The sequence below is a fragment of the Pandoraea iniqua genome (genome assembly GCF_902459685.1).
In the GTDB taxonomy this organism is placed as follows: domain Bacteria; phylum Pseudomonadota; class Gammaproteobacteria; order Burkholderiales; family Burkholderiaceae; genus Pandoraea; species Pandoraea iniqua.
In genome coordinates this window covers 940266-963751 of the sequence record NZ_CABPSF010000003.1, presented here as the reverse complement: position 1 = coordinate 963751, position 23486 = coordinate 940266, and the positions used below count along the sequence as shown (strand labels likewise).

General features: G+C 64.9%; 10 protein-coding genes. 8 read left to right on the top strand and 2 right to left on the bottom strand.

The window, feature by feature from the left end; all coding sequences use genetic code 11:
• Positions 1-185 precede the first annotated feature (185 nt).
• The 6 genes from PIN31009_RS15175 to PIN31009_RS15150 all read left to right on the top strand — a co-directional run bounded on the left by PIN31009_RS15175 (position 186) and on the right by PIN31009_RS15150 (position 6852).
• Complete coding sequence (locus PIN31009_RS15175; RefSeq protein WP_150677603.1) at positions 186-926, top strand: 3-ketoacyl-ACP reductase; 741 nt, start codon at positions 186-188, stop codon at positions 924-926.
• Positions 927-1089: 163 nt separating this feature from the next.
• Positions 1090-1704 carry a polyhydroxyalkanoate synthesis repressor PhaR gene (gene phaR / locus PIN31009_RS15170; protein ID WP_087687111.1) on the top strand — a complete coding sequence of 205 codons (615 nt, stop codon included), beginning with the start codon at positions 1090-1092 and terminating at the stop codon, positions 1702-1704.
• A gap of 254 nt (positions 1705-1958) precedes the next feature.
• A complete protein-coding gene (gene rimO / locus PIN31009_RS15165) occupies positions 1959-3326 on the top strand; it encodes a 30S ribosomal protein S12 methylthiotransferase RimO (RefSeq protein WP_150790778.1) in 1368 nt (455 codons plus the stop codon).
• A 43-nt stretch (positions 3327-3369) separates the two neighbouring features.
• Positions 3370-4293, top strand: a complete 924-nt coding sequence (locus PIN31009_RS15160; RefSeq protein WP_150790777.1) for a sugar kinase — start codon at positions 3370-3372, stop codon at positions 4291-4293.
• A 97-nt stretch (positions 4294-4390) separates the two neighbouring features.
• Positions 4391-5572 carry a beta-ketothiolase BktB gene (bktB, locus tag PIN31009_RS15155; protein WP_150790776.1) on the top strand — a complete coding sequence of 394 codons (1182 nt, stop codon included), beginning with the start codon at positions 4391-4393 and terminating at the stop codon, positions 5570-5572.
• A 53-nt stretch (positions 5573-5625) separates the two neighbouring features.
• Positions 5626-6852, top strand: a complete 1227-nt coding sequence (locus PIN31009_RS15150; protein WP_246185684.1) for a cystathionine beta-lyase — start codon at positions 5626-5628, stop codon at positions 6850-6852.
• A 123-nt stretch (positions 6853-6975) separates the two neighbouring features.
• Here PIN31009_RS15150 and PIN31009_RS15145 read toward each other — a convergent pair whose 3' ends face one another.
• Both PIN31009_RS15145 and serB read right to left on the bottom strand, forming a co-directional pair.
• A complete protein-coding gene (locus PIN31009_RS15145) occupies positions 6976-10272 on the bottom strand; it encodes a cell envelope integrity TolA family protein (RefSeq protein ID WP_150790775.1) in 3297 nt (1098 codons plus the stop codon).
• Positions 10273-10389: 117 nt separating this feature from the next.
• Entirely contained in the window at positions 10390-11286 is an 897-nt protein-coding gene (gene serB, locus PIN31009_RS15140; RefSeq protein WP_150790914.1) for a phosphoserine phosphatase SerB, read from the bottom strand.
• Positions 11287-11619: 333 nt separating this feature from the next.
• Between serB and PIN31009_RS15135 the strand changes: the two genes are divergently transcribed.
• Positions 11620-17598 carry a hypothetical protein gene (locus PIN31009_RS15135; protein WP_150790774.1) on the top strand — a complete coding sequence of 1993 codons (5979 nt, stop codon included), beginning with the start codon at positions 11620-11622 and terminating at the stop codon, positions 17596-17598.
• Complete coding sequence (locus tag PIN31009_RS15130) at positions 17595-23486, top strand: hypothetical protein (RefSeq protein ID WP_150790773.1); 5892 nt, start codon at positions 17595-17597, stop codon at positions 23484-23486. Before PIN31009_RS15135 ends, PIN31009_RS15130 begins: the two co-directional genes overlap by 4 nt.

The window sequence follows — 23486 nt, the reverse complement described above, 5'->3', positions numbered from 1 at the left end:
ACTCGTTGCGTGCAGTAACCCACAACGAATCAAACCGGTGACGCCCGTGCGTGCAACGCGCGCGGGCTTGTTGCCGGAGGCAGTCAGGAGACGGAAGGTTCGCGTGGGAACGCGCGGCCTGCGCGTCGGTCAATTGGCAGTCGCAACAGGCGGCAGGTTTGCCGTTATTTAGGGGGAAGCGTTCCATGACTCAACGCATTGCATACGTGACAGGCGGGATGGGCGGTATCGGTACGTCCATTTGCCAGCGGCTGTACAAAGACGGCTTCAAGGTCGTGGCGGGCTGCGGCCCGAATTCGCCGCGCCGCGTGAAGTGGCTGGAGGATCAAAAGGCGCTGGGTTTCGATTTTGTCGCTTCCGAAGGTAACGTCGGTGATTGGGATTCGACCAAGGCTGCTTTCGATAAGGTGAAGGCGGAAGTGGGCGAGATCGAGGTGCTGGTGAACAACGCCGGTATCACGCGCGACGTCGTGTTCCGTAAGATGACGCACGAGGACTGGGATGCGGTGATCGCGACCAACCTCACGAGCTTGTTCAACGTCACCAAGCAGGTGATCGAGGGCATGTGCGAGCGTGGCTGGGGCCGCATCATCAACATCTCGTCGGTCAACGGTCAGAAGGGTCAGTTCGGTCAGACGAACTACTCGACGGCCAAGGCCGGTATCCACGGCTTCACGATGGCGCTGGCGCAGGAAGTCGCGACCAAGGGTGTGACCGTCAACACGGTGTCGCCGGGCTATATCGGCACGGACATGGTGCGCTCGATCCGTCAGGACGTGCTAGACAAGATCGTGGCGACGATTCCGGTCAAGCGTCTGGGCGAGCCGAGCGAAATCGGTTCCATCGTGGCGTGGCTCGCATCGGAAGAATCGGGCTTTTCGACCGGAGCGGACTTCTCGCTCAACGGCGGCTTGCACATGGGCTGAGCGGTGGCAGGGCGGAAGCGCGGGTGCGGGCCAACGGTATGCACCTTTTCCGCCGCGGGTTAGGGCTTTGCCGCATAGCAGCAAACGCCCTAAAATCGATAATATGTGACTAACCCCGACCGTCGGTCGGGGAAGTCCTTCATAAAAGCAGGAAACCCACCGCATGACCGCGAGCAAGAAGACTGACGAGCGCCTGATCAAAAAGTATCCGAACCGGCGTTTGTACGATACGCAGACCAGTACGTACATCACCCTTGCCGATGTGAAGCAGTTGGTGCTCGAGACCGAGGAGTTTAAGGTCGTTGACGCCAAGACGGGCGAGGACCTGACCCGCAGCATTCTGCTGCAAATCATTCTGGAAGAAGAGACCGGCGGCGTGCCGATGTTCTCGAGCGCCATGCTGTCCCAGATCATCCGCTTCTACGGCCATGCGCTGCAAGGGATGATGGGCACGTACCTCGAGAAGAACATCCAGACCTTCATCGAGATTCAGAACAAGCTGTCCGATCAGTCGAAGGGCATCTACGAAGGCGCGGCCTTCAACCCGGATGTCTGGGCGCAGTTCATGAACATGCAGGCGCCGATGATGCAGGGCATGATGACCAACTACATCGAGCAGTCGAAGAACCTGTTCGTGCAGATGCAGGAGCAGATGCAGAGTCAGGCCAAGAACATGTTCAGCACCTTCCCGTTCCCGGGTGGGCCGGGCGGACCGGGAATGCCGGGCATGCCGGGTACGCCGGGTACGCCGGGCAAAGATCCCAACAAGAAACCCTGACGCAGGGATACGGGCGCGAGTGTTTCGCGCCGGTATGACGTTGCGGTGTGGCTCGGGGCGCACACCGCAACGATAGTTGGAACGCACAACGGGCGAACAAGGTAAAATGCGCGGTTCTTCGCCGCGGGTTGTGCCCGTGGCGCGAGTATCGGCAGGCGGGCAGGGCGTTGACGGCGGCGAAATCGCCTCGTCAGGGCCCCAGTGGCTCGCTGTCCGGTCGTTACACCGTCATTACTAGATCAGGATTTCGCCCCATGTCCCGCCCATTGCCCGCCGGCACTCCCAAAGTCGGCTTCGTTTCGCTCGGCTGCCCCAAGGCTCTGGTTGACTCCGAGCAAATCCTGACCCAACTGCGCGCTGAAGGCTATGCGATTTCCGGCACCTACGACGGTGCCGATCTCGTGGTGGTCAACACCTGCGGCTTCATCGACGCCGCCGTTCAGGAAAGTCTGGATGCCATCGGCGAAGCGCTGGCCGAGAACGGCAAAGTCATCGTGACCGGTTGTTTGGGCGCCAAGAAGGACGCCGCCGGGCAAGACATCGTGACCACCGTCCACCCGAAGGTGCTCGCCGTGACCGGCCCGCATGCGCTGGGCGAAGTCATGACGGCGGTGCACACGCACCTGCCCAAGCCGCACGATCCGTTCAGCGATCTCGTGCCGGCCGCCGGCATCAAGCTCACGCCGCGCCACTACGCGTATCTGAAGATTTCCGAAGGCTGCAATCACCGCTGCACGTTCTGCATCATCCCGTCGATGCGCGGCGATCTCGACTCGCGCCCGGTGGCCGAAGTCATGCTCGAAGCCGAGAACCTGTTCAAGGCCGGCGTCAAAGAACTGCTCGTGATTTCGCAGGACACCAGCGCGTATGGCGTCGACGTGAAATATCGCACCGGCTTCTGGAACGGCCGCCCGCTGCGCACGCGCATGACCGAACTGGTCACGGCGCTGGGCGAGTTGGCCAAGCAGTACGGCGCGTGGGTGCGTCTGCACTACGTGTATCCGTATCCGCACGTGGACGAAATCATTCCGCTGATGGCTGAGGGCCACATCCTGCCGTATCTCGACGTGCCGTTGCAGCACGCGCATCCGGATGTGCTCAAGCGCATGAAGCGTCCGGCGTCGGGCGAGAAGAATCTGGAGCGCATTCAGGCGTGGCGCAAGGCATGCCCGGATTTGACGATCCGCAGCACGTTCATCGCCGGTTTCCCGGGCGAGACCGAAGCCGAATTCGAATACCTGCTGGACTTCCTGAAAGAAGCCGAACTCGACCGCGTGGGTTGCTTCGCGTATTCGCCGGTCGAAGGCGCCAAGGCCAACGAACTGCCGGGCGCACTGCCCGACGAAGTCCGTGAAGAGCGCCGCGCGCGCTTCATGGAAGTGGCCGAAGAAATTTCGGCCGAGCGCCAGCTGCGCAAGGTCGGCAAGACGATTCAGGTGATCGTCGACGAGATCAATCAGGACGGCGGCGTTGCCCGCTCGGCCGCCGACGCCCCGGAAATCGACGGCCTCGTGTACATCGAACCGACCACCAAGGCCGCCAAGCGCCTGAAGGTGGGCGAGTTCGTCAACGTGACGGTCACCGGCGCCGACGGCCACGACCTGTGGGGCGAAGTGGTCTGAGGGGATGGAATCGATGACACAAGCCCAATCGAAAACTCAGCAAATGTCACAAACGCCGCAAGTGCTGGCCATGGGTGAAGCCATGGTCGAATTCAATCAGTCGCCCGGCGACGCCCGTCAGTACCTTCAGGGCTTCGGTGGCGACACGTCCAACTTCGCCATCGCCGCGCGCCGTCAGGGCGTGAGCACGGGTTTCGTGAGCGCGGTTGGCGACGACCTGTTCGGCCGCATGCTGCTCGACCTGTGGCGCGACGAGGGCGTCGATACGACGACCGTGCGCGTCGACACGCAGGCCCCCACGGGCGTGTACTTCGTGTCGCACGACGAGAACGGCCACCATTTCGACTATCTGCGTGCCGGTTCGGCCGCCAGCCGGTATCACGCGCAGGACCTGCCGCGCGACGCACTGGCCAGCGCCCAGTTTCTGCATCTGTCGGGCATCAGTCTGGCCATTAGCGTGAACGCCTGCGACGCGGCCTTCGACGCCATGTCGAAGATTCGTGCGGCCGGCGGTCAGGTGTCGTTCGACACCAATCTGCGCCTCAAACTGTGGCCACTGGCCCGTGCCCGCGCGACCATGCGTGAAGCGTTCAGCCTGACCGACGTGTGCCTGCCGAGCTGGGACGACGTCACCGCCGTCACCGGTCTGGAAGACCGCGATGCGATTCTCGACGAACTTCTCTCCCACGGTGTGAAGGTCGTGGCGCTCAAGCTGGGCCGCGAAGGTTGTTACGTCGCGACGCCGACCGAGCGCCGCATCGTCGCGCCATACCCGGTGCAGGCGCTCGACGCCACCGGCGCAGGCGATTGCTTCGGCGGTGCGTTCGTGGCGCGTCTGGCGCTGGGCGACGATCCGTTCACGGCTGCCCGTTACGCCAACATCTGCGCGGCGCTCTCGACGACCGGCTACGGTGCAGTCGCCCCGGTGCCGCGTACCGAGCAAGTGCTGGCCTTGATGGGCGCCTGACAAAACAACTGACGTTTCCCTCCACTGAGCCCCCCATCGCGGTAACCCGGGCGGCGGTATACTCGTTTGCAAACTTATATCCACACGGAGAAGAGACATGCAACGAGACGTCGTGATCGTCAGTGGTGTACGTACGGCCATCGGTGATTTTGGTGGCAGCCTGAAGGATTTCGCGCCGACGCAGCTCGGCGCGATCGTTGCCCGCGAAGCCATGGCGCGCGCGGGTGTTGGCGGTGAAGACGTCGGTCAAGTCGTCTTCGGCAACGTCATCCATTCCGAACCCAAAGACATGTATCTGGCGCGCGTGGCCTCGATCGAGGCCGGCGTGAGCCAGCACGCCCCGGCCATGACCGTGAACCGCTTGTGCGGCTCGGGTCTGCAAGCCGTGGTTTCCGCTGCGCAGTCGATCCTGCTGGGCGATACCGACATTGCGATGGCCGGCGGTGCCGAGAGCATGAGCCGCGCCCCGTACGTGATGCCGGGTGCGCGCTGGGGCACGCGCATGGGCGAATCGCGTCTGGTCGACATGATGCTCGGCGCGCTGCACGATCCGTTTGCCAACATCCACATGGGGGTGACGGCCGAGAACATCGCGAAGAAGTGGGACATCACGCGCGAAGATCAGGACCGTCTCGCCGTGGAGTCTCACCAACGCGCGGCACGCGCCATGGCCGCCGGCTACTTCAACGACCAGATCGTGCCGATCATCATCAAGTCGAAGAAGGGCGACGTGGCCTTCACGACCGATGAGCACGTGCGTGCCGACGTCACCATGGAAGACATGGCCAAGCTGCGCCCCGTGTTCCAGAAAGACGGCACGGTCACCGCAGGCAACGCCTCGGGCCTGAACGACGCTGCTGCTGCCCTCATCCTGATGGAACGTGCCGAAGCGGAACGCCGTGGCGCCAAGCCGCTTGCGCGTCTCGTCAGCTACGCGCATGCCGGTGTCGATCCGAACTACATGGGCATCGGCCCGGTGCCGGCCTCGCGCAAGGCACTGGAGCGTGCGGGCCTGAAGGTGAGCGACATCGATGTGGTCGAAGCCAACGAGGCGTTCGCCGCGCAAGCGTGCGCCGTCACGCGCGACCTCGGTTTCGATCCGGCCAAGGTCAACCCGAACGGTTCGGGCATTTCGCTGGGCCACCCGATCGGCGCCACCGGTGCGCTGATTACCGTGAAGGCTTTGCATGAATTGCAGCGCATCGGCGGCCGCTATGCGCTCGTGACGATGTGCATTGGCGGCGGGCAGGGCATTGCCGCCGTGTTCGAGCGCGTGTAAGTTACACCCCGGGGGCCGGCGTTGTTGCCGGCCCGTGTGATTCCGGAGCTGTGATGACGCAAGACAACCGCAAGCCCTCTGGGGCGCTCGACAAGCCGGACGCCAACGGCTGGCACTGGCAAACCAATATCCTCCACGCCGACACCCAGTTGCCTGCCGGTTTTGCCGCGATGCCCGTGCCCGTGGCGCGCGCCTCGACGGTGATCTTCCCCGATCTGGCTGCCATGCGTTCGCTGGACTGGAAGAACGACAGCCAGTGGCGCTACGGCCTGCATGCCACGCCCACTTCGATGGAACTGATGCGGCGTCTGGCGGCGCTCGAAGGTGGAAAGCACTGCCTGCTGTTCCCGTCTGGGCTAGGTGCTATCTCCAACGTCTATTTCGGCCTGATCCAGTCGGGCGACGACGTGCTGATTCCCGACAACGCCTACAGCCCGAACCGTGAGCACGGCGACTGGCTGCAAGCATCGTTCGGCATCACCGTGCGCTATTACGACCCGCTGATCGGCGACGGCATCGGCGCGCTGATCCAGCCGAACACCAAACTGATCTGGCTGGAAGCGCCGGGCTCGGTGACGATGGAAGTGCCGGACATCCCGGCGATTGCCCGCGTGGCACGCGAGCGCGGTGTGCTCACGGCCATCGACAATACCTACTCGGCAGGCATCGCCTTCCGCCCGTTCGATCACGGTGTGGACATCTCCGTACAGGCGCTCACCAAGTACCAATCGGGCGGCAGCGACGTGCTGATGGGCTCCGTCGTGACCATCGATGACGACGTGCACCATCGCCTGAAACAGGCACGTATGCGGATGGGCGTGGGCGTGTCGGTGGACGATTGCAGTCTCTTGCTGCGCAGCCTGCCGAACATGCAACTGCGCTTCGAAGCCCATGACCGTGCCGCGATGACGCTGGCCACATGGCTCAAGACTCGCCCTGAAATCGTCGCCGTGCTGCATCCGGCCTTCGAAGATTGCCCGGGCTATCAGAATTTCCGTCGCGACTTCACTGGCGCGGGCGGCCTGTTTTCGGTAGTGTTCGACGAGCGCTATTCGCAGGCGCAAATCGATGCCTTCATCGAAGCGCTGCGCCTCTTCAAGATCGGTTTCAGCTGGGGCGGTGCCCACAGTCTGGTGGTGCCGTATCGCGTGCCCTCAATGCGCACGGCCATGCCGTGGCCGCACAAGGGCGCGCTCGTGCGCTTCTACATCGGTCTGGAAGACGTGCGCGATCTGCAAGCCGATATCGAAACCAGTCTGAGCGCGCATCTGGTCGGGTAAGCCCCTCAGCGTCCAGTGTGGATGGGCCGCGTGCCGATGTACCGACAGCAGACGGCGAATCCCACACATGACGTGTCGATGGCCGGGCACCACACGTGTCCGGCCCTCGACTTTCGACCGAACTTAGCTTTTGTGTTCCTTGTTGCTCGTCCGGATCGACCCGTCGGGCGCTTGCCACTGCGCACTCGGAATACGACTCGCCGCTTCGGTGGCGCGCGCGCTCGCAGACGTTGACGGTTTGTTCAGATTCGCGTGCCGCTCGACAAGTTCTTCTGTTGTGTACTTGCTGCTAAGTGCGTCCTTCCGATCTTGAAGCTGGGACCACGTGGTGCCTTGCAAGGTCCGCAGTCGATGCGCAATACGCCACGTCGCGGCATTGCTCTGCGCGTCGGCCTCTCTTTGGGTTTTGGCTTCGGCGTCGTCCGTCGCTTGTTTCGCCGCTTTCGTTTTTGATGCTTCGTTGGCCGCAACGAATGCCGCATAGCCTCCCGTCTGGCGCGACAGGAACGTCTTTTTCTTGGCCGTTTCCTTTATCTTCTGCGTCGTGCGTTGGGTAACCGAGGCCGCTACGGCCTTCGATGTCGTGGCAACTTGCACCGCTTCAGACGCCGCGGCCTCACGTTTTTCGCTAGCCTCACGCGTTGTCGTCACGCTCAGGACCTCGGGCGCGACCCGTAGCCCGGCCTGATCTGCGGCGTCGGCCGTGGGCAACGGGTGATCCGCCGCCGGCGAGATCATCTGACCATGGGCGGCCTTTGCGTTGGCGACATGTGTCTGGAACGCCGCTTTCACCGCCTCTGCCTCGGCATCGGGGTTCGACCGAAGAAATTTGACATAGGCCGACACTTCTTCGCGGATCACCGCGTCGCGCGCTTTCTTGCGCGATAGGGCGAGGTCGCGACCGTAGGCAGGGCCGATGTCGTCGAGTACCTGACGGGCAATTTCCGAGGGAGGGTGCTCGCCGGGCAGTGCCTTCTGCCACGCGCGCTGCACGACACCGTCGACCATTTCGCGCATGGCTTGTTGTTCGCGGATCGTGATCGTCGGCATGATCTCGCGCAGGCGCGTTTTCAGGCGATCCGCTTCCAGCCGGAGCAGAACCTTTTCAGAAATCACGCGCCGAATGCCGTCGATGACTGTTGGCACGTCGTGATGTTCGAGCGCCATTTCCGGCACCTGCTGCCAGCGGGAGCGCAGCCGGAAGACAATGATCGCGGCCCTAAGTCGTCCCTGAGAGGCGAGCAGATCACGAAATGACGGTATCAGATGCTCGGCCCGCAAGCGGGTCAGCAGCGCGCGCCGGCAATCGCCGGGCTCGCGCGGTGCGTTCAGAAGCTCGATCAGGAAACAGGTTTGGCACGGGTCGCTTCTGCCGAGCAGCAAGCGTAAGACATCCTCGCGGGTGACGCGTTTGTCCACTATCTCATGCAGCAAATCCGCCCATGCATGCGCCAGCGTTTCGAGGGAAGGCGCACGATGGCCGAGCAGCGAGACGTAGACGAGTCCGGCTTCGCTCGATAGCGCCTTGAGGACGGCACGCGCGGGCAGCGTGTCGTCGGCGACCAGTCCGGCGAGCAGCCGCAAGTAGTCGACGTTCACACGAAACGCGAGCTGATCGGCCTTGTCGCCGTTGGCAAAACGCAGACCGATGGCCAACTCCTGCAAGAGTTCGGGCGTCAGCAATCGCCGCGCCGTCATGCATTTCGCGGTGGTGTCGTTCACCATGCTATCGGCTCGCAGCGCACTCGCCGTGGCGAGAAGCGTTTGCAACGTTCGCACGGTCTTGTGCGCGCTGTTTTCCGCGGACGCACCGTAATCGCGGTGATAGACGAAATCGACCGAGTGGCCCGTCAATGTCTGAAGCATCGAGAGCGCACTCGCACACGAGTCGCACGTGTCGAGCAGGCTATTGACGTGAATGCTGGTGACGATGGCGCAGTTGCGCATGTCGTGCACGATAGCCGCGGCGATCGTCTGTTCGGAATCCTTCAGGCGGGAGGGGCCGCTGTCCCTGTCGTCGCCAAGCACCGGCAAGTCGACCAGACCGACGGGCGGCATGCCGGATTCGCTTAGCAGCGTTCGCATCACACGTCGTCTCGCGTCGACATAGGTGGTCTCGCCGATCGTTATCTTGTCGGCATCGCCCATCGCGTCGTGAATGTGCAGTGTCAGCGCATCGAAGCGCTTGCCACCGGATGTCGAGAAGTACACGACGCGGCCATCCTCGCTGCCGAGTGAGGCGAACGCGATGTTGCCCCCCTGCAAGTGCGTCTTGAGATCGGTGATGCCCGCGGCATCGGCGATGTTCCATTGACCGTCGACCGTGAAAACGTGGTCCGGGCCGAGGATCGTCTGATAGGTGAGCGCGTCGCCGGCGTGCCGTGCACTATCGAATCGCTCACGGCTGTCGATGCTGCGCTTGCATATTTCGACGTAACGATTCTGCGCCGGTTCGGAGGTGAGTATCTTGAAGGCAATAGCCTCGTCCCGGGCCTTCGGCGAAGGGTGTTGCGAGACGTGCTGCGAGAGGTTGTCGAAGGTGGTCTTAGGCGTTAGCAAAGCCGGCAGTACGTTCAACCGGCCTTTGTATTCGGTGTACAGATCGATGCAGTGCTTGTCCATCGGCACCGTCGGGTCCAGACGTCGCAGATCTCGCGGGAGATCGCTCGCGCGCATCGTGCCCGCGACGTAGAACTTGCCCGGGGCCGCTTCGACGACAACGTGGGGCGAGATGCCACCGATGCGAAAGCCGTTCACGGTCTTCTTGAACGGCACACCATCGACAATGTGATCGAGCTCGACCTGCGTGACTTCAAAGTCGAGCGGTGATGTGTACTGCGCGGCGAAGGTATCGACATCGGTGGACGCGCGGCGCGCCGGTAACGGGCTCGTGGGCGTGCCCATGATCGACTGGCGATAGACCGGCTTGGCGGGAAGCGCCAGATGCTGGGTGTCTTCGTTACCCAAGTAGCGTTTTTTGGCCTGCTTGCCGACGACTGTTGCGTATTTGCCGTCGTGGACAAAAAGGCCTTGCGGGGGCGGCGGGATGCCCGACGCCTCTGCCGCGAAGACGGTGCCGGGTGTCACGGTGACCTGAGACACGCGACCCACCGCACTGCCCAACACGGTCGACCAAGTCGACAGGGTCGACACATCGCCCGGCACGTGCGCTGCCTCGGCGGGGAGAAAGTCCTTGAGTGCTGCGCGCGAGGTGCTTGCGCGAAGTTGAGGCCACGAATCCCGTGACTCGGGCGGCCTTGCCGGTGCACAGAACGAAGTGGTGACTGCCGGGCCCGCCGCACGCAATTGCACGCGGCCGCGAGTGCTTGCGTGCGATGCCTCAGGACTGGCGCCCGGTGTCGCGAGCGCCACCGGGCGTGCCGGTGGCGTCGCCGCACGGACAATGGACGAAGGATTCATGGACTTGCACAAGCTCGCATCGAATGAATATCGAGCAAGCGTGGCAAGTTGTCCGCACTGAAACTTTCATGATTCGCTCAGCGATCCCGAGTGTGGGAATGCGCCCGGCGCCCGGCGTCAGTCCCGGCGAAACAGCGACAGCAGAGCGTCGAGCCCCACGTGATTGAACGCGACCGAGGCGCGCTCGCGCACGACCGGTTTGGCGCGGAACGCGACCGACAGCCCGGCGATGGCCATCATCTGCAAATCGTTCGACCCGTCGCCCATGACGATGGCTTGCGCGGGCGTCGCACCGAACTGTGCGGCGACTTCGGCGACCGTACGCGCCTTCACCTCGGCGTTGACGATCTCACCGATCACGCGGCCGGTCAGCTTGCCGTCGACGATCTCCAGCGTGTTGGCGCGGGTGACGTCGAGATTCAGCCGGGCTTTCAGCCGATCGGTGAAGAACGTGAAGCCGCCCGAGACGAGCAGCGTCTTGATGCCAAGCGCTTGCACGCCGTGCAGCATGTTTTCGGCACCCGGTGACAGTTGCAGGCGTTCCTCGTAGACCTTTTCCAGCGCGCCGGCATCCAGACCTTTGAGCAGGGCGACGCGGCGCGTGAGGCTTTCGTTGAAGTCCTTGATCTCGCCGCGCATGGCGGCTTCGGTGATCGCCGAGACTTCGGCCTTCAGGCCGCAGTAATCGGCGATCTCGTCGATGCACTCGATCGTGATCAACGTCGAGTCCATGTCCATCGCCACCAGCTTGAAATCCGACAGGCGGCGCGCGCTATCGACCAGCACGGCGTCGACACCATGCGCCTGCGCGAAAGCCGCCATGGCGGAGCGCAGCGCCGGGGTATCGGTGACATCGGCCACGCGTGCCACGCCCGGTGCGAACGTCGTGGTGGCGCCGGGCACGAGCGCCCGGATGCCGTCGGTCAGGGCCGAAAGGTTCACGGTGTCGGACGGGTTGCCCGCGTGGGCGGCTTGGGGCGGGGTGGCACCCAGAATGACGAGATCGTTGGCCATCTTGAAGGAAAAGTTCGGCAAAGGTGCAGCCACTGGCGTGTGTCATGTCGCGGCCGGTTTCCGGCGCGGACACCGCAGGCGCGACCGACATTCTACCGGGTTGCCGCTGGGCGGGGCGGACTCCGGCGCCAACGGTGCGTGCAAAGGGCACTTGGGGCTTTGCCGCAAACCACGTTCCGGCAGACGCCGGGCTGCGGCGATGAGCGAAACGTGACAGCGCCCAAGCCGGCACCCGCCAGAAGATTGGCCTCGAATTATCGAATTGCGGACACCGATGGCGTGATGTGGGCACGCTTGGGAGGGGCCTGCCTGACCCATTTGTTAGGAGCTCATATGCGGATAGATACGACGCGTGGCTGTCCTGCGTGGCAATTGCAGGGGGCCGAGGTCGCGGCCGATGCGGCAGCGCGCCTGCGCCACCTTTGGCAAGCGCAGGCGCGCCTGCCGTTGCCACCGTCCGTGCGCAGCATGGATTGGCGTGCACAGACGGTGTTCTGGCTACTGGCACAGCCGGAATGCTGGGGCGTGCTGGGCGCCGTACTGGCGCCTCGGCTGCTCGCCGGCAGCGGCCGGACCGGTATCGCCGGCATCTTGGAGATGTTGGACACATCGGGCGCGAGCGTCGAACGAATCGAGCTCGCCGTGTCGCCTCAGGGGGCCGTCGTCGAAGCCGGGGCAGGCTTGCAACTCTGCCGCGACGGCGATCGCTTCGGTGTCTGGCGCAACGGTGTCGTCGATTGGCCCGACGCCGGCAAGCGTTACGGCGGCCTGTGTCATGCGCTGGTGGCCACGGTGACCGGGGGCGATGTCGCCGGCGTGACCGACGACGACGTCAGGCCGATGATCGAGTCGCTGCCCGCGATCGTTTGCGATGCCCCCGACACGGCCGTCGCCTTGTGGCAGGAACTCATGGGCAGCGAGCCCACGCTGGCGCGTTGCGACAGCGTGCCGATGCCGGCCGGCGCGATGCTCCAGCGCGGCTTGTTTTGGGCGGCAGGCGGCGTGGCGGCCTACGCGTTGGGGGCTGGCGGTGCGCCGGGGCTGACGGCGATATCGGCAGTTTCCGCGATATCGGCGGGCGCGCTGGAGGCCATCGCATTGACCGAGGCCGTAGTACGCCTGTCATGCACCGGCGCCGACCCTGCGGAGCGGGCGAAATACGAAGCGGCACTGGCGCTCGCCTTGCCGCCGCTGGATCGCGCCGACATCAAGGGGCTGATGGCGCGGCTCGAAGGCGCCGGCGCGGACGTGGATTTCTTCCATCTGACCGGCGCGCTGCGCCGCAGACTGGCGGCCCGCATGCCCGGCCAGACGGCAGGCGACGTGATCGCCCGATTTTCTGTGCGCGATATCGAACGGGCTGCACGGGAGAATGCGTGGCGCGCGAGAGCGTGCGCGCCGGTCAGCCGCCCGGGCGGTGAGCAGCTATTGCGAACGCTGCTGGAGCTGGCACACGAGAGCGGGCTTCTGCGCGCATGGTCAAACGCGCAGGAAGTTTCCACCGAGCCCTATGCCAGACGCGTCGCGCACTGGAACCACCAGCTCGACGTCTGGGACCGGCAAGCGTCGACGCAACGGCGCGCCGCCGTCGTGCACGTGGCGTGCAACGCGACCGCACACGCACCGGCATTCGGTGTGATGGCGAGTGTGCACGAGGCGGTCGACTTGCCGAACGGCTGCGGTACCAGCGACACCCCCAGCGACACCCTCGGCGACACCCCCAGCGACGCCACCGATCCACTGCTCGATGCGGCGGTCGCCATCACGTCGTCCGGGATCGGCGCGGCGTTGCGGCAGGGGGCGCAATCGCGCGCAGTGCGGTGGGCTGGCGTGGCGCTCGGGGGGACGACCGCCCTTGCCGTCGGCCGATACGCGTACGAAGGCACCCGGGCGTGGCTACAGCGTGAAAGCGATGTTCCCATCGACGATCTGCCGCCTGACGAAGCCTACCGGCATGGGCGCGCCGAGGCGTCGCGCGGCTTGCAGGACAGTCTGAATCTCGATCAGCTGCTGGCGCTCAGCCAATGGCTGCTGTGGAAAGCGAGCGAGGCCGACCAAGCGGACATGACGGCGGCCTACACCGCGGAATTGTTCGGCAACGTGCTGGCCCGGCATGCCAACGGCAGCGTACCTGCGAACCTCTCGACGTTGCTGTCGGCGCCGGTCGTCGTGCGCTATCGGGAGATTCCGTTTCCGGTGGGCGGGGCGGGTTACGGCGTGCCTCACGGAACCCTCCTGACCTACAAGACCTTTACGCTTCAGGACATCGCGCTCGGTCAGCACTTCCGCGAAGAGTTTTTGAAGATCGCCGGTGGCCGCCGCGTCAATTCGGTGAACGCGATCGGTAATGCCACCGACGTCGCCAGCGTGTTACGTGAAGTCGACACTGATGCCTTCCGGCAGGCGCTATACGATCAGGACATCGCGCACATCAACGATCTGAGCCGCTCCCCGGCCGCCATCGGTGCCTTCTCGCAGTACATCAACGCACGGGCCTTCCACACGGTCATGCAGGCGATGTCGACGGCATCTCACAATCAAAGCGAGCCGATCGCCACACAGTCGGCGGCCGAGCTCGAGACGATGCAGACACTGCAACTGGTGACGTTCCAGAAGTGTGTCGTGGCGGGGCTGCTGGCGGCAGTGCACAGCAACGGCGCCTCTGCGTTGTTGATTTCGCTCAAGCACGGCACCTCGCTCTGGTGGGATGCCAGCGTCGAGACAACCGACGCGTTTCGCGATTTCATGCGCAGCCATCTGTCGGTCATCGAGCGGGAACGACTCGAAAACCCGCTGCGTATCGACGATCTGTATTTCCGGATCGGCCCGCCCCCGGAGGTGCCGGAATTGTGCCGTGTCAGCGTGGCCGAGCCGCAGCCGCAACCCGACGAGGCACAGGCGCAGGCGCTTGCGCTCAGCCCCGGCGTGCGCACGTTCCTGCTGTCGTTGACCTACTTCGATCCCGATTTCAAATTCCTCCCGAGCGATGCGATTCACGAACAGCTGTGGCAGGCGGAAATTCGGGCCTTCCGGGATAACCTCGACGTCAAGATCGTGACCGGGCAGGCCCGTGACGAGCGCGACTGGGAGCAAGTGAAGCAGGCCATGTTTCAGGCATCGAGTGCGTTTTTCCCGTTGCTGTTCGGTGCATTCCCGGGCTCGCCGCTGGTCGCGCCGATTGTCTTCGGTACCTCGGTCGGTGCGGGCGTCGCGTCGATGTTGTCGATCGCACAAAGCACGGAGAAGGCGGACATTCGGGACTTGCGCAAGGCACACAGCGAGTTGCAGTTCGGCGGCCTGATGATGATCACGAATTTCATGCCGGTCGATACGCAGGTATCGCGCGCCGTGAAGGCGGCGTTTTCCTACACGGGCACCGCAGCACGCGAAATCATCACGCGCGGCGAGGCCATCGTGAACGCGCCGCCTGCGGGCGGACAGCGCCGGCGCCGGCTGCTGGTCGAAGGTGCCGAACGGCTGGTGCGCGAAGCTTCGATGCCGGGCGCACTGAAGCCGCATGCGCTGGAGTCGCCGTGGGACACCATTACCCGGCTGCGCTCCGAGCGCGGTGTGATCGACTATCAGTCGAGCCAGCGCGCCGTGGCCGTGATGGATGGATTGCCTTGGGGGTTTCTGGGCAGCCGTCTGTTGCCGGTGAAGACATTCAGCGAACTGTTGCGATTGCCGCCGGGATACCCGATCGCCTTCGCAGACCGTGAGGGCAAGATGTTTCTCGCAGGCGTGACGCTGGGGGAGGGCAGGGTCATGGGCAAAAGCGCCGATGACAACAACGCGTTGCTGCCTACCGAGTTCGCACTGCTCGACTTTGCCAACAAGGCAATGCACGCCGACGTGCTGACCTTCGGCAGCAATGGGCGTGTCAACTCCGACGGCGAGACGATTCGGATTTTCGTCGATGAATCGATTCGGGAACTGGTGCCTCCGCTGTCGATGCCGGACATGACGATTCCGCTGCTCGCGCCACGCTCGACGACGCGCGCGCCACGGCCCATGCGGCCGTCGCGGCCTTCAGGCCGGCCCCGGCCCTCAGGCATCCGGCCGACGCTCGCGCCGGACGACGCTGGCAATCGAACGGGGGCAGCGGGGAACGCCACGCGCCCATCCGGACATTCGGGACCTTCCGGAAATTCGGGAGAAGCCTCGGATGGCCCGTTTCCCGACCCCGTACGCTTGTGGACAGACGTCGTTGCCCGCTGGCGTGCCGGCACGCCGGTTGCCGATGGGCCTCGTGCGCCGGGGGCTGCCAACAGCTCCCGCACCGCCAACACCGCCGGCGCAGTACTCGCGCCGATGCCCCCGGTGCCCCCAGTGCTGGGCATCACCTACAACCCGCCCGCGACCATCGCGCGTAAAGCCGTGTCGGCACTGAGCGAAGCCTTTGCCAAACAGTGGCAGACACCGGACTTTGCCGACGCCATGGCGGGGGTGCTGGCCAGCATCGAAACGGGGGTGCTGCTCTGGCGCTTGGGCCAATTGCCTGTGGCGCATCAGCGCATGGTGCGGCGGCACTTGCAGGGCAACGGCAGCCTCATGACGGCGCAGCTCGACGACGCGCCGTTGCATGGCGTTGTCGCGCTCAGCAACGACAACGACCACCTGCTGCTGTCGCTCACGACGGGCGAGGTGTTGTTATGGCATGGCGATCGCGCGGTCGTTGGCAAGCCCGCATTGCAGGACTTCATCGCGCGGCACCTCAGCGAGTTCAACCTTTTCGGCTATTCGCATGCGCTGGACATTCGGGAGGGGCGCACCGTGGGAGAGGATTCACCGCACCTCACGTTCGCCACGCGGCTCGACAAGCACGCCGCCGTCGCGCGCGATATTGGCGACAGGCTGACGTCGAATTTGCGTTGCCGGGCCGGCGTCCGCGGGGGATGCGCACGATACGAAAGCATGGACGACGATACGCAGTATCTGGTGGCATATGCTGCCAGAGCACTACCGCCGGGCGACCGGGACGCGTTACTAGGCGCGGTGCAGGCAGTGCATGGGGCGGCCGGTCGTCGACGGCGGCACCCGCCGCACATCTACAGCTTCGACCAATTTGCGCCAAGCCGCGACAACGGGCTGGATCTGCCTTTTGCACACTTTCTCGGGCAGACGATCGAGGGCTTTGCTGCCGATGCGTTCAGGCGCGTGCCCGGCAGCAAAACGCTGGCACAGACCGTCGCGTTCGCCCGCATTTTTACGGAAGAACAACTGGCGCGCTACGCGTGGCATGTGGGCTACGGTGATGTGGGGGCGCTCGTCGAATCGGGGGTCGGCGACGATGCCTTCGGCTACGCACTCTCGGAAGCCAGCCGTCCGGCGAGAAACGGACGATACGCGGCGGCCATATCGGCCACGTTGGGACAGATTCTGAAGGGCATGCCAGAGAGCCGTTCGCACGGTCCCGGCGGGGCGTTCCTGAAGATCGCCGACAGCGGCACGCTCCGCGCGATTCCTCCCGGCTATCGATTGTTCCTCGGCGAAGCGGCATTACTGGCCGAACCGCCGGGGATGTTGTACGAGATGATCAGCCTGGGCAACGGGACGGCGGCCGCATGGGATCGAAGTCCCACGACCGGAGGGCCGCCTCGCCGGTTGCAACGCATCGATCTTGCGGGCGAGAACGATCTGATCAGGTTCACCCGCGAGGGGCTGACATGGCTCAGCGGCGGGGCGGTCGGTCTGTGGGCCGAGGGAGGTACGCCGGGTATCTTTGTCGAGCCCCATTGCTCGCCGGTGAGCCACGGCGCGGTCGACGGGCAGTCGCTGCTGAAAGAACTGGTGAGCTTTCCGATCGTCAACCGGGCGCTTCAACAACCCATGGATGCCGGTGATCCGGTGATGCTCGAACAGATCAGACTGCAACTGGGCGTCTACGACGTGCGCAATGTTCAGTTTCGCCTGCTCGTGTCGTGGTCGGCGCCATGGCAATGCCGGCCCGATAAGTCGTTCGTGGTGATTGCCGAGGCGAAGGCGCACGGCAAGCTTCAGCCGAGTTGCTCGCCTTGTCTCGTCGTGGTCGATCTGTTTGCGTCACGCGTGCTGGGGCGCAGGCAGGGGGTGTCCCGCGTCGGCTATGTGAGCAGCGAGGCGGATTGGCAAGCGGTGTACGCCCAGCACGCGGGAGATCGCTGCATCAAATACATCGACTTCAACAATGCCACCGAGGCGCTCGAAGCGGCCAGCGAATACGACACCTTGCCGGGCGTGGGGCCTTACGACCACCGGCACGGCGGCGTGCTCCTGAACGTGCCCGACTGGCGTCGCTACCCGCCACCGGGCTGGCACCCGGACCGGCGATGAGTCCTGTCATCGTCGAGGCAGGACGCAGCACCCACTGGCAACTGCATGGCGCAGACACCCCCGCCGATGCCGCGACACGGCAGCGCCAGTGCTGGGCCTCGCGCGCGCAAATGCCGGCACCGCCCATCGTGCACAACATGGCGTGGCGCGCGCAGGTCGTCTACTGGTTACTCGCGCAGCCGGCGCGCTGGGGTGTGCTCGCCGCTGAACTTGCGCCGAGGCTGCTGGCCGGGAGCGGCCGGTTGCGCGTTGCCGGGGTGCTCGAAATCGTCGACGTATCGGGGGCCATGGTTGAGCGTCTGGACATCGCCACGCCGCGCGCCGCCGTGGCCGTCCGTGGGCTGCATCTGCTGATCTGCCGCGACGGGGCGCGCTTTGGCGTATGGCATGCCGCCGGTGTCGACTGGGGCGATGACGGCTTGCCCGGCGGCGCTCTGTGTCATGCGTTGATGGCATCGGCATGCGGTGGCCGGGTGGCCGACGTCAGGCACGACGACGTCCGGCCGATGATCGAGTTGCTGCCGATGATCGTTTGCGACGCGCCGGACATGGCCGTGCTGATGTGGCACGACATGATGGGCACCGATACCGTGGACGACCGTCGCGGCGACCCGAGCGATCCGATAGGCATCGGCGGGATGGTGCGGCGCGGGGCGCTATGGGCGGCGGGAGGCGTGGCCGCGTACACCCTTGGCGCGGCGGGTGCGCCGCTACTGGCCGCCACTTGCGCCGGCGCGCTGGAAGTCGCCGTATCGGGCGAGGCCATTGCACGACTGTCGCGCCGTCAGGCCGACCCGGCCGAGCGGGCCAGATTCGAGGCGGCGCTCGCCCTCACGTTGCCGGCGTTGGGGTGCACCGACATCCGGGCGTTGATGCTGCGGCTCGAGGGCGCCGACGCGCGGCTCGACTTCTTCCACCTGACCAGTACGATCCGTCGCCGGCTGGCCGCGCGCAGCGATGGCGAGACGGTCGCCGGTGTGATCGCTCGATTGCCCGTGCGCGATCTCGAGCGGGCGGCACGGGAGAATGACCGGCGGCAGCATGCGCCCGAGCGCATCGGTAGTGAGCCGGTACTGAGAACCGTGCTGGCGTTGGCGCATGAAATCGGTTTGTTGTGTCCGTGGGGCGGTGCGCAGGAAGTATCGACTGAGCCCTATGACAAGCGAGTCGCCCTTTGGCGCGCGCAACTCGATGCGTGGGACCGGCAGGCGTCGGACCGGTTGCGTGTGGGCATCGATCATGTCACCGGTAACGCGACGCGCGCCGTGCCGGCATTCGGCGTCACGGCCCACACACACGCCGATGCCGAATCGCCGTCCGGCGTCAGCGATCCACTCCTCGATACCACGATCGCCACCACGTCGGCGGTCATGGGGGCCGTGCTAAGGCGCGGCCCGCGCTTTCTCGCGGTAAAGGCGGGCGTTGTCGGGTTGAGCGTCGCGACGGTGCTGGTCGGCACCCGATACGCGTGCGAACAGATCCGGTCGTGGCTGGACAGTGATGTTCCGATCGATAACGGGTTTTCGGTCGACGCCTATCGCCGCGGGCGCGCCGAACCTTCGCACGGCCTGCAAGACAGGCTGACGCTGGGTCAGATACTCACCCTCTACGAGTGGCTGGCGTGGGCCGACGAAGATGCCGGCTACGACGCCAGAGCCCGAGCGTATGCCGCCTTGCTGTTGGGCAATGCGCTCGCCCGGCTGGGCAATGGGAGCGCACCGGCAAACCTCCCGGCGCTGCTGGACGCGCCGCTCACCGTGAGCCTTGTCGAGAACTCGTTTCCCGTCGGCGGGGTGGGCTATGGGGTGGGGTACGGGGCCATGCACACCTACAAGACGTTTTCGCTGCGCGACGTTGCGCTCGGTCAGCATTTTCGGGAGGAGTTTCTGAAAATCGGCGGCAGCCGCCGCGTCACCTCGGTGAGTGTGTCCGGCGATGATGCTGACGTTGCGGAGGTGCTGCGTGCCGTCGACAGCGATGCCTTCCGGCAGGCGCTGTATGACGAAGACAACGAGCATCTCAATCGTCTGAGCGGTTCCCCGGCCGCCATTGCAGCGTTCTCGCAGTACGTCAATGCGCGCGCGTTTCATGTGGTCATGCAGGCGAAAGCGGCCATCACCGACGACCGGAGCGGGCCCGTCGCAAGGCAATGGGGGGCCGAGGTCGATACGACGCAGACCCTGCAACTGGTGACGTTTCAGCGGTGCGTGGTGGCAGGTTTGATGGCCGCGGTGCACGACAACGGCGCGTCTGCGTTATTGATTTCGGTGAAACACGGGACTTGGTTCTGGTGGGATGCCAGCATCGAGACGAGCGCGTCGTTTCGGGACTTCATGCGCAGCCATTTGTCGATCATCGAGCGCGAGCGTCTCGAAAACCCCATGCGCATCGACGATCTGTATTTCCGCATCGGCCCGCCGCCCATGCAGGCAGAACAATGCCGGACGAGCCCCGGGGCTGCGGCATCGACCGACGACGAGGCGAAAACGCTCGCGCTTGCGCTGAACCCCGGGCTGCGCTCGTTCATGTTGTCGCTGAACTATTTCGACGCCGATTTCAAGTTTCTCCCGGGTGATGCGATACAGGAGCAACTGTGGGCCGCAGAAATGCGGTGCTTTCGCGACAACCTCGATGTCAAGATCGTCACGAAGACGGCGCGCGAACAGCGCGACTGGGAGCAGGTGAAGCAGGCCATGTTGCAGGCCTCGGGGGCATTCTTTCCGCTGCTGTTCGGTGCTTTTCCGGGCGTGCCGCTGATCACACCGATTGTGCTCGGTGGCTCGCTCGGCTCGGGGGTGGCGTCGCTCATGTCGATTGCGCAAAGCACGGAAAACGCCGACCTGCGTGAGTTACGCAAGGCCCACAGCGATCTGAAATTCGGCGGGATGATGCTGGTCATGAATTTCATCCCGAGCGATACGCGTGTGTCGCGCGTCGTCGGCGCGGCGTTCTCGTACTCGGGCACAGCGGCACGCGACATCATCAAGCGCGGCGAAGCCATCGTGAATGCGCCGCCCAATGACGGCAAGCGGCCGCTTTCGCTGCTGGACGAACGTGTCCAGCGGTTCGTGCGCGAAGCGTCGGTGCCCGGGGGCAGGCCATCCCGGGTGTCGGAGCTGCCGTGGGACACGATTGCCCGGCTGCGCTCCGCGAGCGGCGGCATCGACTACCTGACGAGTCAGCGGGCGGTCGCAGTCATGGACGGCTTGCCATGGGGATTTTTAGGCAGCCGGTTGATTCAGGTGACGACCTACAGCGAGCTGTTGCGATTGCCGCCGGGTTTTCCGATCGCGTTCGTGGGCAGGGACGAGACGATGTTTCTGGCGGGCGTGACCTTGGGCGGGGGCAAGATCGTCGGGAAGAGCATCAACGACAACAACGCGTTGTTGCCCACCGAATTCGCACTGCTCGACTTTGCCGACGATGCGATGCATGCGGGCATTCTGACCTTCGGTCGCAACGGTCAGGTGGAGTCGGACGGCGAGACGCTGAAGATTTTCGTCGACGAGTCGATCCGGGAACTGGTGCCGGCGCTTCCCATGCCCGACACGACCGTTCTCCGGCGGGCGCCGGTATCGACCACCGACACATCACTGCAGGCCGGTTCACCCGGCAGCCGGCCACCGTCCGACGCGACGACCGAAGTGGCGCCGGGCGATGGCTCGACCCCGGCGGCTATCGGCACTGGCGAGACCACTACGCCGGAAAGACGGCCATGGGAGCGCATGTTTGCCGACCCGGTGCGCCAGTGGTCGGAGATCGTCACGCGGTGGCGGGGCGATCGCGGGGCCACTGTCACGACCGCGGTCATCGATACCGCCAACGCCACCCCTACCACCACCGGTGCCACCCGCGCCCCGAACGCTACCGATGCCCCCAACACTACGAGCACCACGACGGCGCCGCGGCGGGTGCCGGCCGTCATCTTCAATGCCCCGGCTTCGATCACGCTCGAGCAATTGTGGGTGCAAAGCGATGCCGTGACCAAGGCGTGGCTTACGCCGGCGTTTGCCATCGCAATGGCGGCGGTGCTGGCGCGCGTCGAAACTGGCTTGCTGCTCTGGCATATGCCGCAGTTATCGAGGGGGCAGCAGAACATGGCCCGCCGGCACGTGCAGGGCAACGACAGCGCGCGAACTGCTTGCCTCGGCGAGGCGCCGCTGTATGGCGTGGTGGCACTGACCAGCGAGAGCGAGCACCTGCTGCTCTCGCTCACGACGGGTGAGGTGCTGACGTGGCGGGGGGACCGGCGCCCGGTTGGGAAACCCGAGTTGCAGGATTTCGTGTCGCATCATTTGAGTGAGTACGACCGCTTTGGTTTTTCGCATTTGCTGCACGTCGACGAGGGCCGTGACGTGACGGATGACGACGTGCAGATCAACTTTCCGGTCAGCGCCGACCGGCACAGCGGACTCTCGCAGGACCTGCGCGACCGGCTGGTATCCGATTTGCGCTGCCGGGCCGGTGTTCGCCGCGGATGTGCGCGCGACGACAGTGCGGACGACATGCTGTATCTCGTGGCTTACGCAGCCATCGTACTGGCGCCGGCCGACCGGGACGCGTTGCTCGATGTGGTGCAAATGCTGCGGGGGCCGGGGGCGCGACGCGGCGAGCGGCCGCCCTACATCTACGCGTTCGATCGCGAGGTGCGCGGGGGCCACAACGGCCCCGATCTGCCGTTTGCCCACTTCCTCGGGCAGAGAATCGAAGGCTTCGCGGCCGACGCCTTCCGCCGCCTTCCCGGCAGCAGGACACTGGCACAGACGGCGGCGTTTGCGCGGCGGTTTACCGAAGAACAACTGCCGCACTACGCGTGGCATCTGGCGCACGGCGACATCGGGGCACTGGTCGAATCCGGTATCGACGACGACGCCTTCGGGTACGCGATGTCGGTCGCCGGCCGCGCGGCAAGAAACGGCCGATTCGCGGCCGCGATCTCCGCGACGCTGGGACAGATTCGCCGGGGCATGCCTGAGCGGCGAACGTCAGGTTCGGTGCGGGCATTTGCCAAGATCACCGACAAAGCGACGCTTTGCGCCATTGCACCGGGTTATCGCCTGTTCGTCGGCGAATCGAGCGCGTACCACACGGGGCCTGAACTCCTGTACGAGATGATCACGCTGGGCAACGGGACGGTGGCCGCGTGGGATCGTACTGCCAATGAGTCCGCGCCCGCGCTCCGGTTGCAGCGTCTCGATCTCGCGGGGGAGAACGAATTGATCCGCTTCACGCGCGACGGCATTGCATGGGTGGGCGGCGGGCCGGCCGGTTTGTGGACAGAGGGCGACGTGCCGGGGGTCTTTTCCGAGCCGCGTTGTGCGTGGGTGAGCGAAGGGGGGCTCGATGGCAGGCAACTGCTTCAGGAACTGGCTCATTTCCCGATCGTCAATCGCGCATTTCAGCGGCACGCCGACGGTGGCGATCCCGACCTGCTCGAGCAGATCCGGCTGCAACTTGGCGCCTATGACGTGCGCAATGCGCAGGTGCGCGTCCTGCTGTCATGGTCTGCGCCGTGGCAGTGCAAGCCCGACAAGTCCTTCATCGTCATTGCCGAGGCGAAGGCCAACGGCAAGTTGCGGCCGGACTGCGCACCCTGCCGGGTGGTGGTGGATTTGTTCGCGGCAAGAACGCTGGGGCAGGGCGAACCCTCGGTCGGGTACGTGGTAAGCGAATCAGAGTGGCGGGACGTGTATCGCGCCCGTGCAGGGGAGCGCTGCCTCAAATACATCGACTTCAACAATGCGGCCGAGGCGCTCGACGCCGCGCATGAATACGACACCTTGCCGGGCGTGGGGCCATACGACTACCGGCATGGCGCCATTCTCCTGCACATGCCCGATTGGCGGCGCTATCCGCCGCCGGGCTGGCATCCGAGCCGGGGGCAATAA

Excerpts from the sequence above, each read along its gene's own strand:
- PIN31009_RS15150 (WP_246185684.1), top strand. The coding sequence starts at position 5,626 with ATGACGCAAGACAACCGCAAGCCCTCTGGGGCGCTCGACAAGCCGGAC.
- PIN31009_RS15145 (WP_150790775.1), bottom strand. The coding sequence starts at position 10,272 with ATGAATCCTTCGTCCATTGTCCGTGCGGCGACGCCACCGGCACGCCCG.
- PIN31009_RS15160 (WP_150790777.1), top strand. The coding sequence starts at position 3,370 with ATGTCACAAACGCCGCAAGTGCTGGCCATGGGTGAAGCCATGGTCGAA.
- bktB (WP_150790776.1), top strand. The coding sequence starts at position 4,391 with ATGCAACGAGACGTCGTGATCGTCAGTGGTGTACGTACGGCCATCGGT.
- rimO (WP_150790778.1), top strand. The coding sequence starts at position 1,959 with ATGTCCCGCCCATTGCCCGCCGGCACTCCCAAAGTCGGCTTCGTTTCG.
- PIN31009_RS15135 (WP_150790774.1), top strand. The coding sequence starts at position 11,620 with ATGCGGATAGATACGACGCGTGGCTGTCCTGCGTGGCAATTGCAGGGG.
- serB (WP_150790914.1), bottom strand. The coding sequence starts at position 11,286 with ATGGCCAACGATCTCGTCATTCTGGGTGCCACCCCGCCCCAAGCCGCC.
- phaR (WP_087687111.1), top strand. The coding sequence starts at position 1,090 with ATGACCGCGAGCAAGAAGACTGACGAGCGCCTGATCAAAAAGTATCCG.
- PIN31009_RS15175 (WP_150677603.1), top strand. The coding sequence starts at position 186 with ATGACTCAACGCATTGCATACGTGACAGGCGGGATGGGCGGTATCGGT.
- PIN31009_RS15130 (WP_150790773.1), top strand. The coding sequence starts at position 17,595 with ATGAGTCCTGTCATCGTCGAGGCAGGACGCAGCACCCACTGGCAACTG.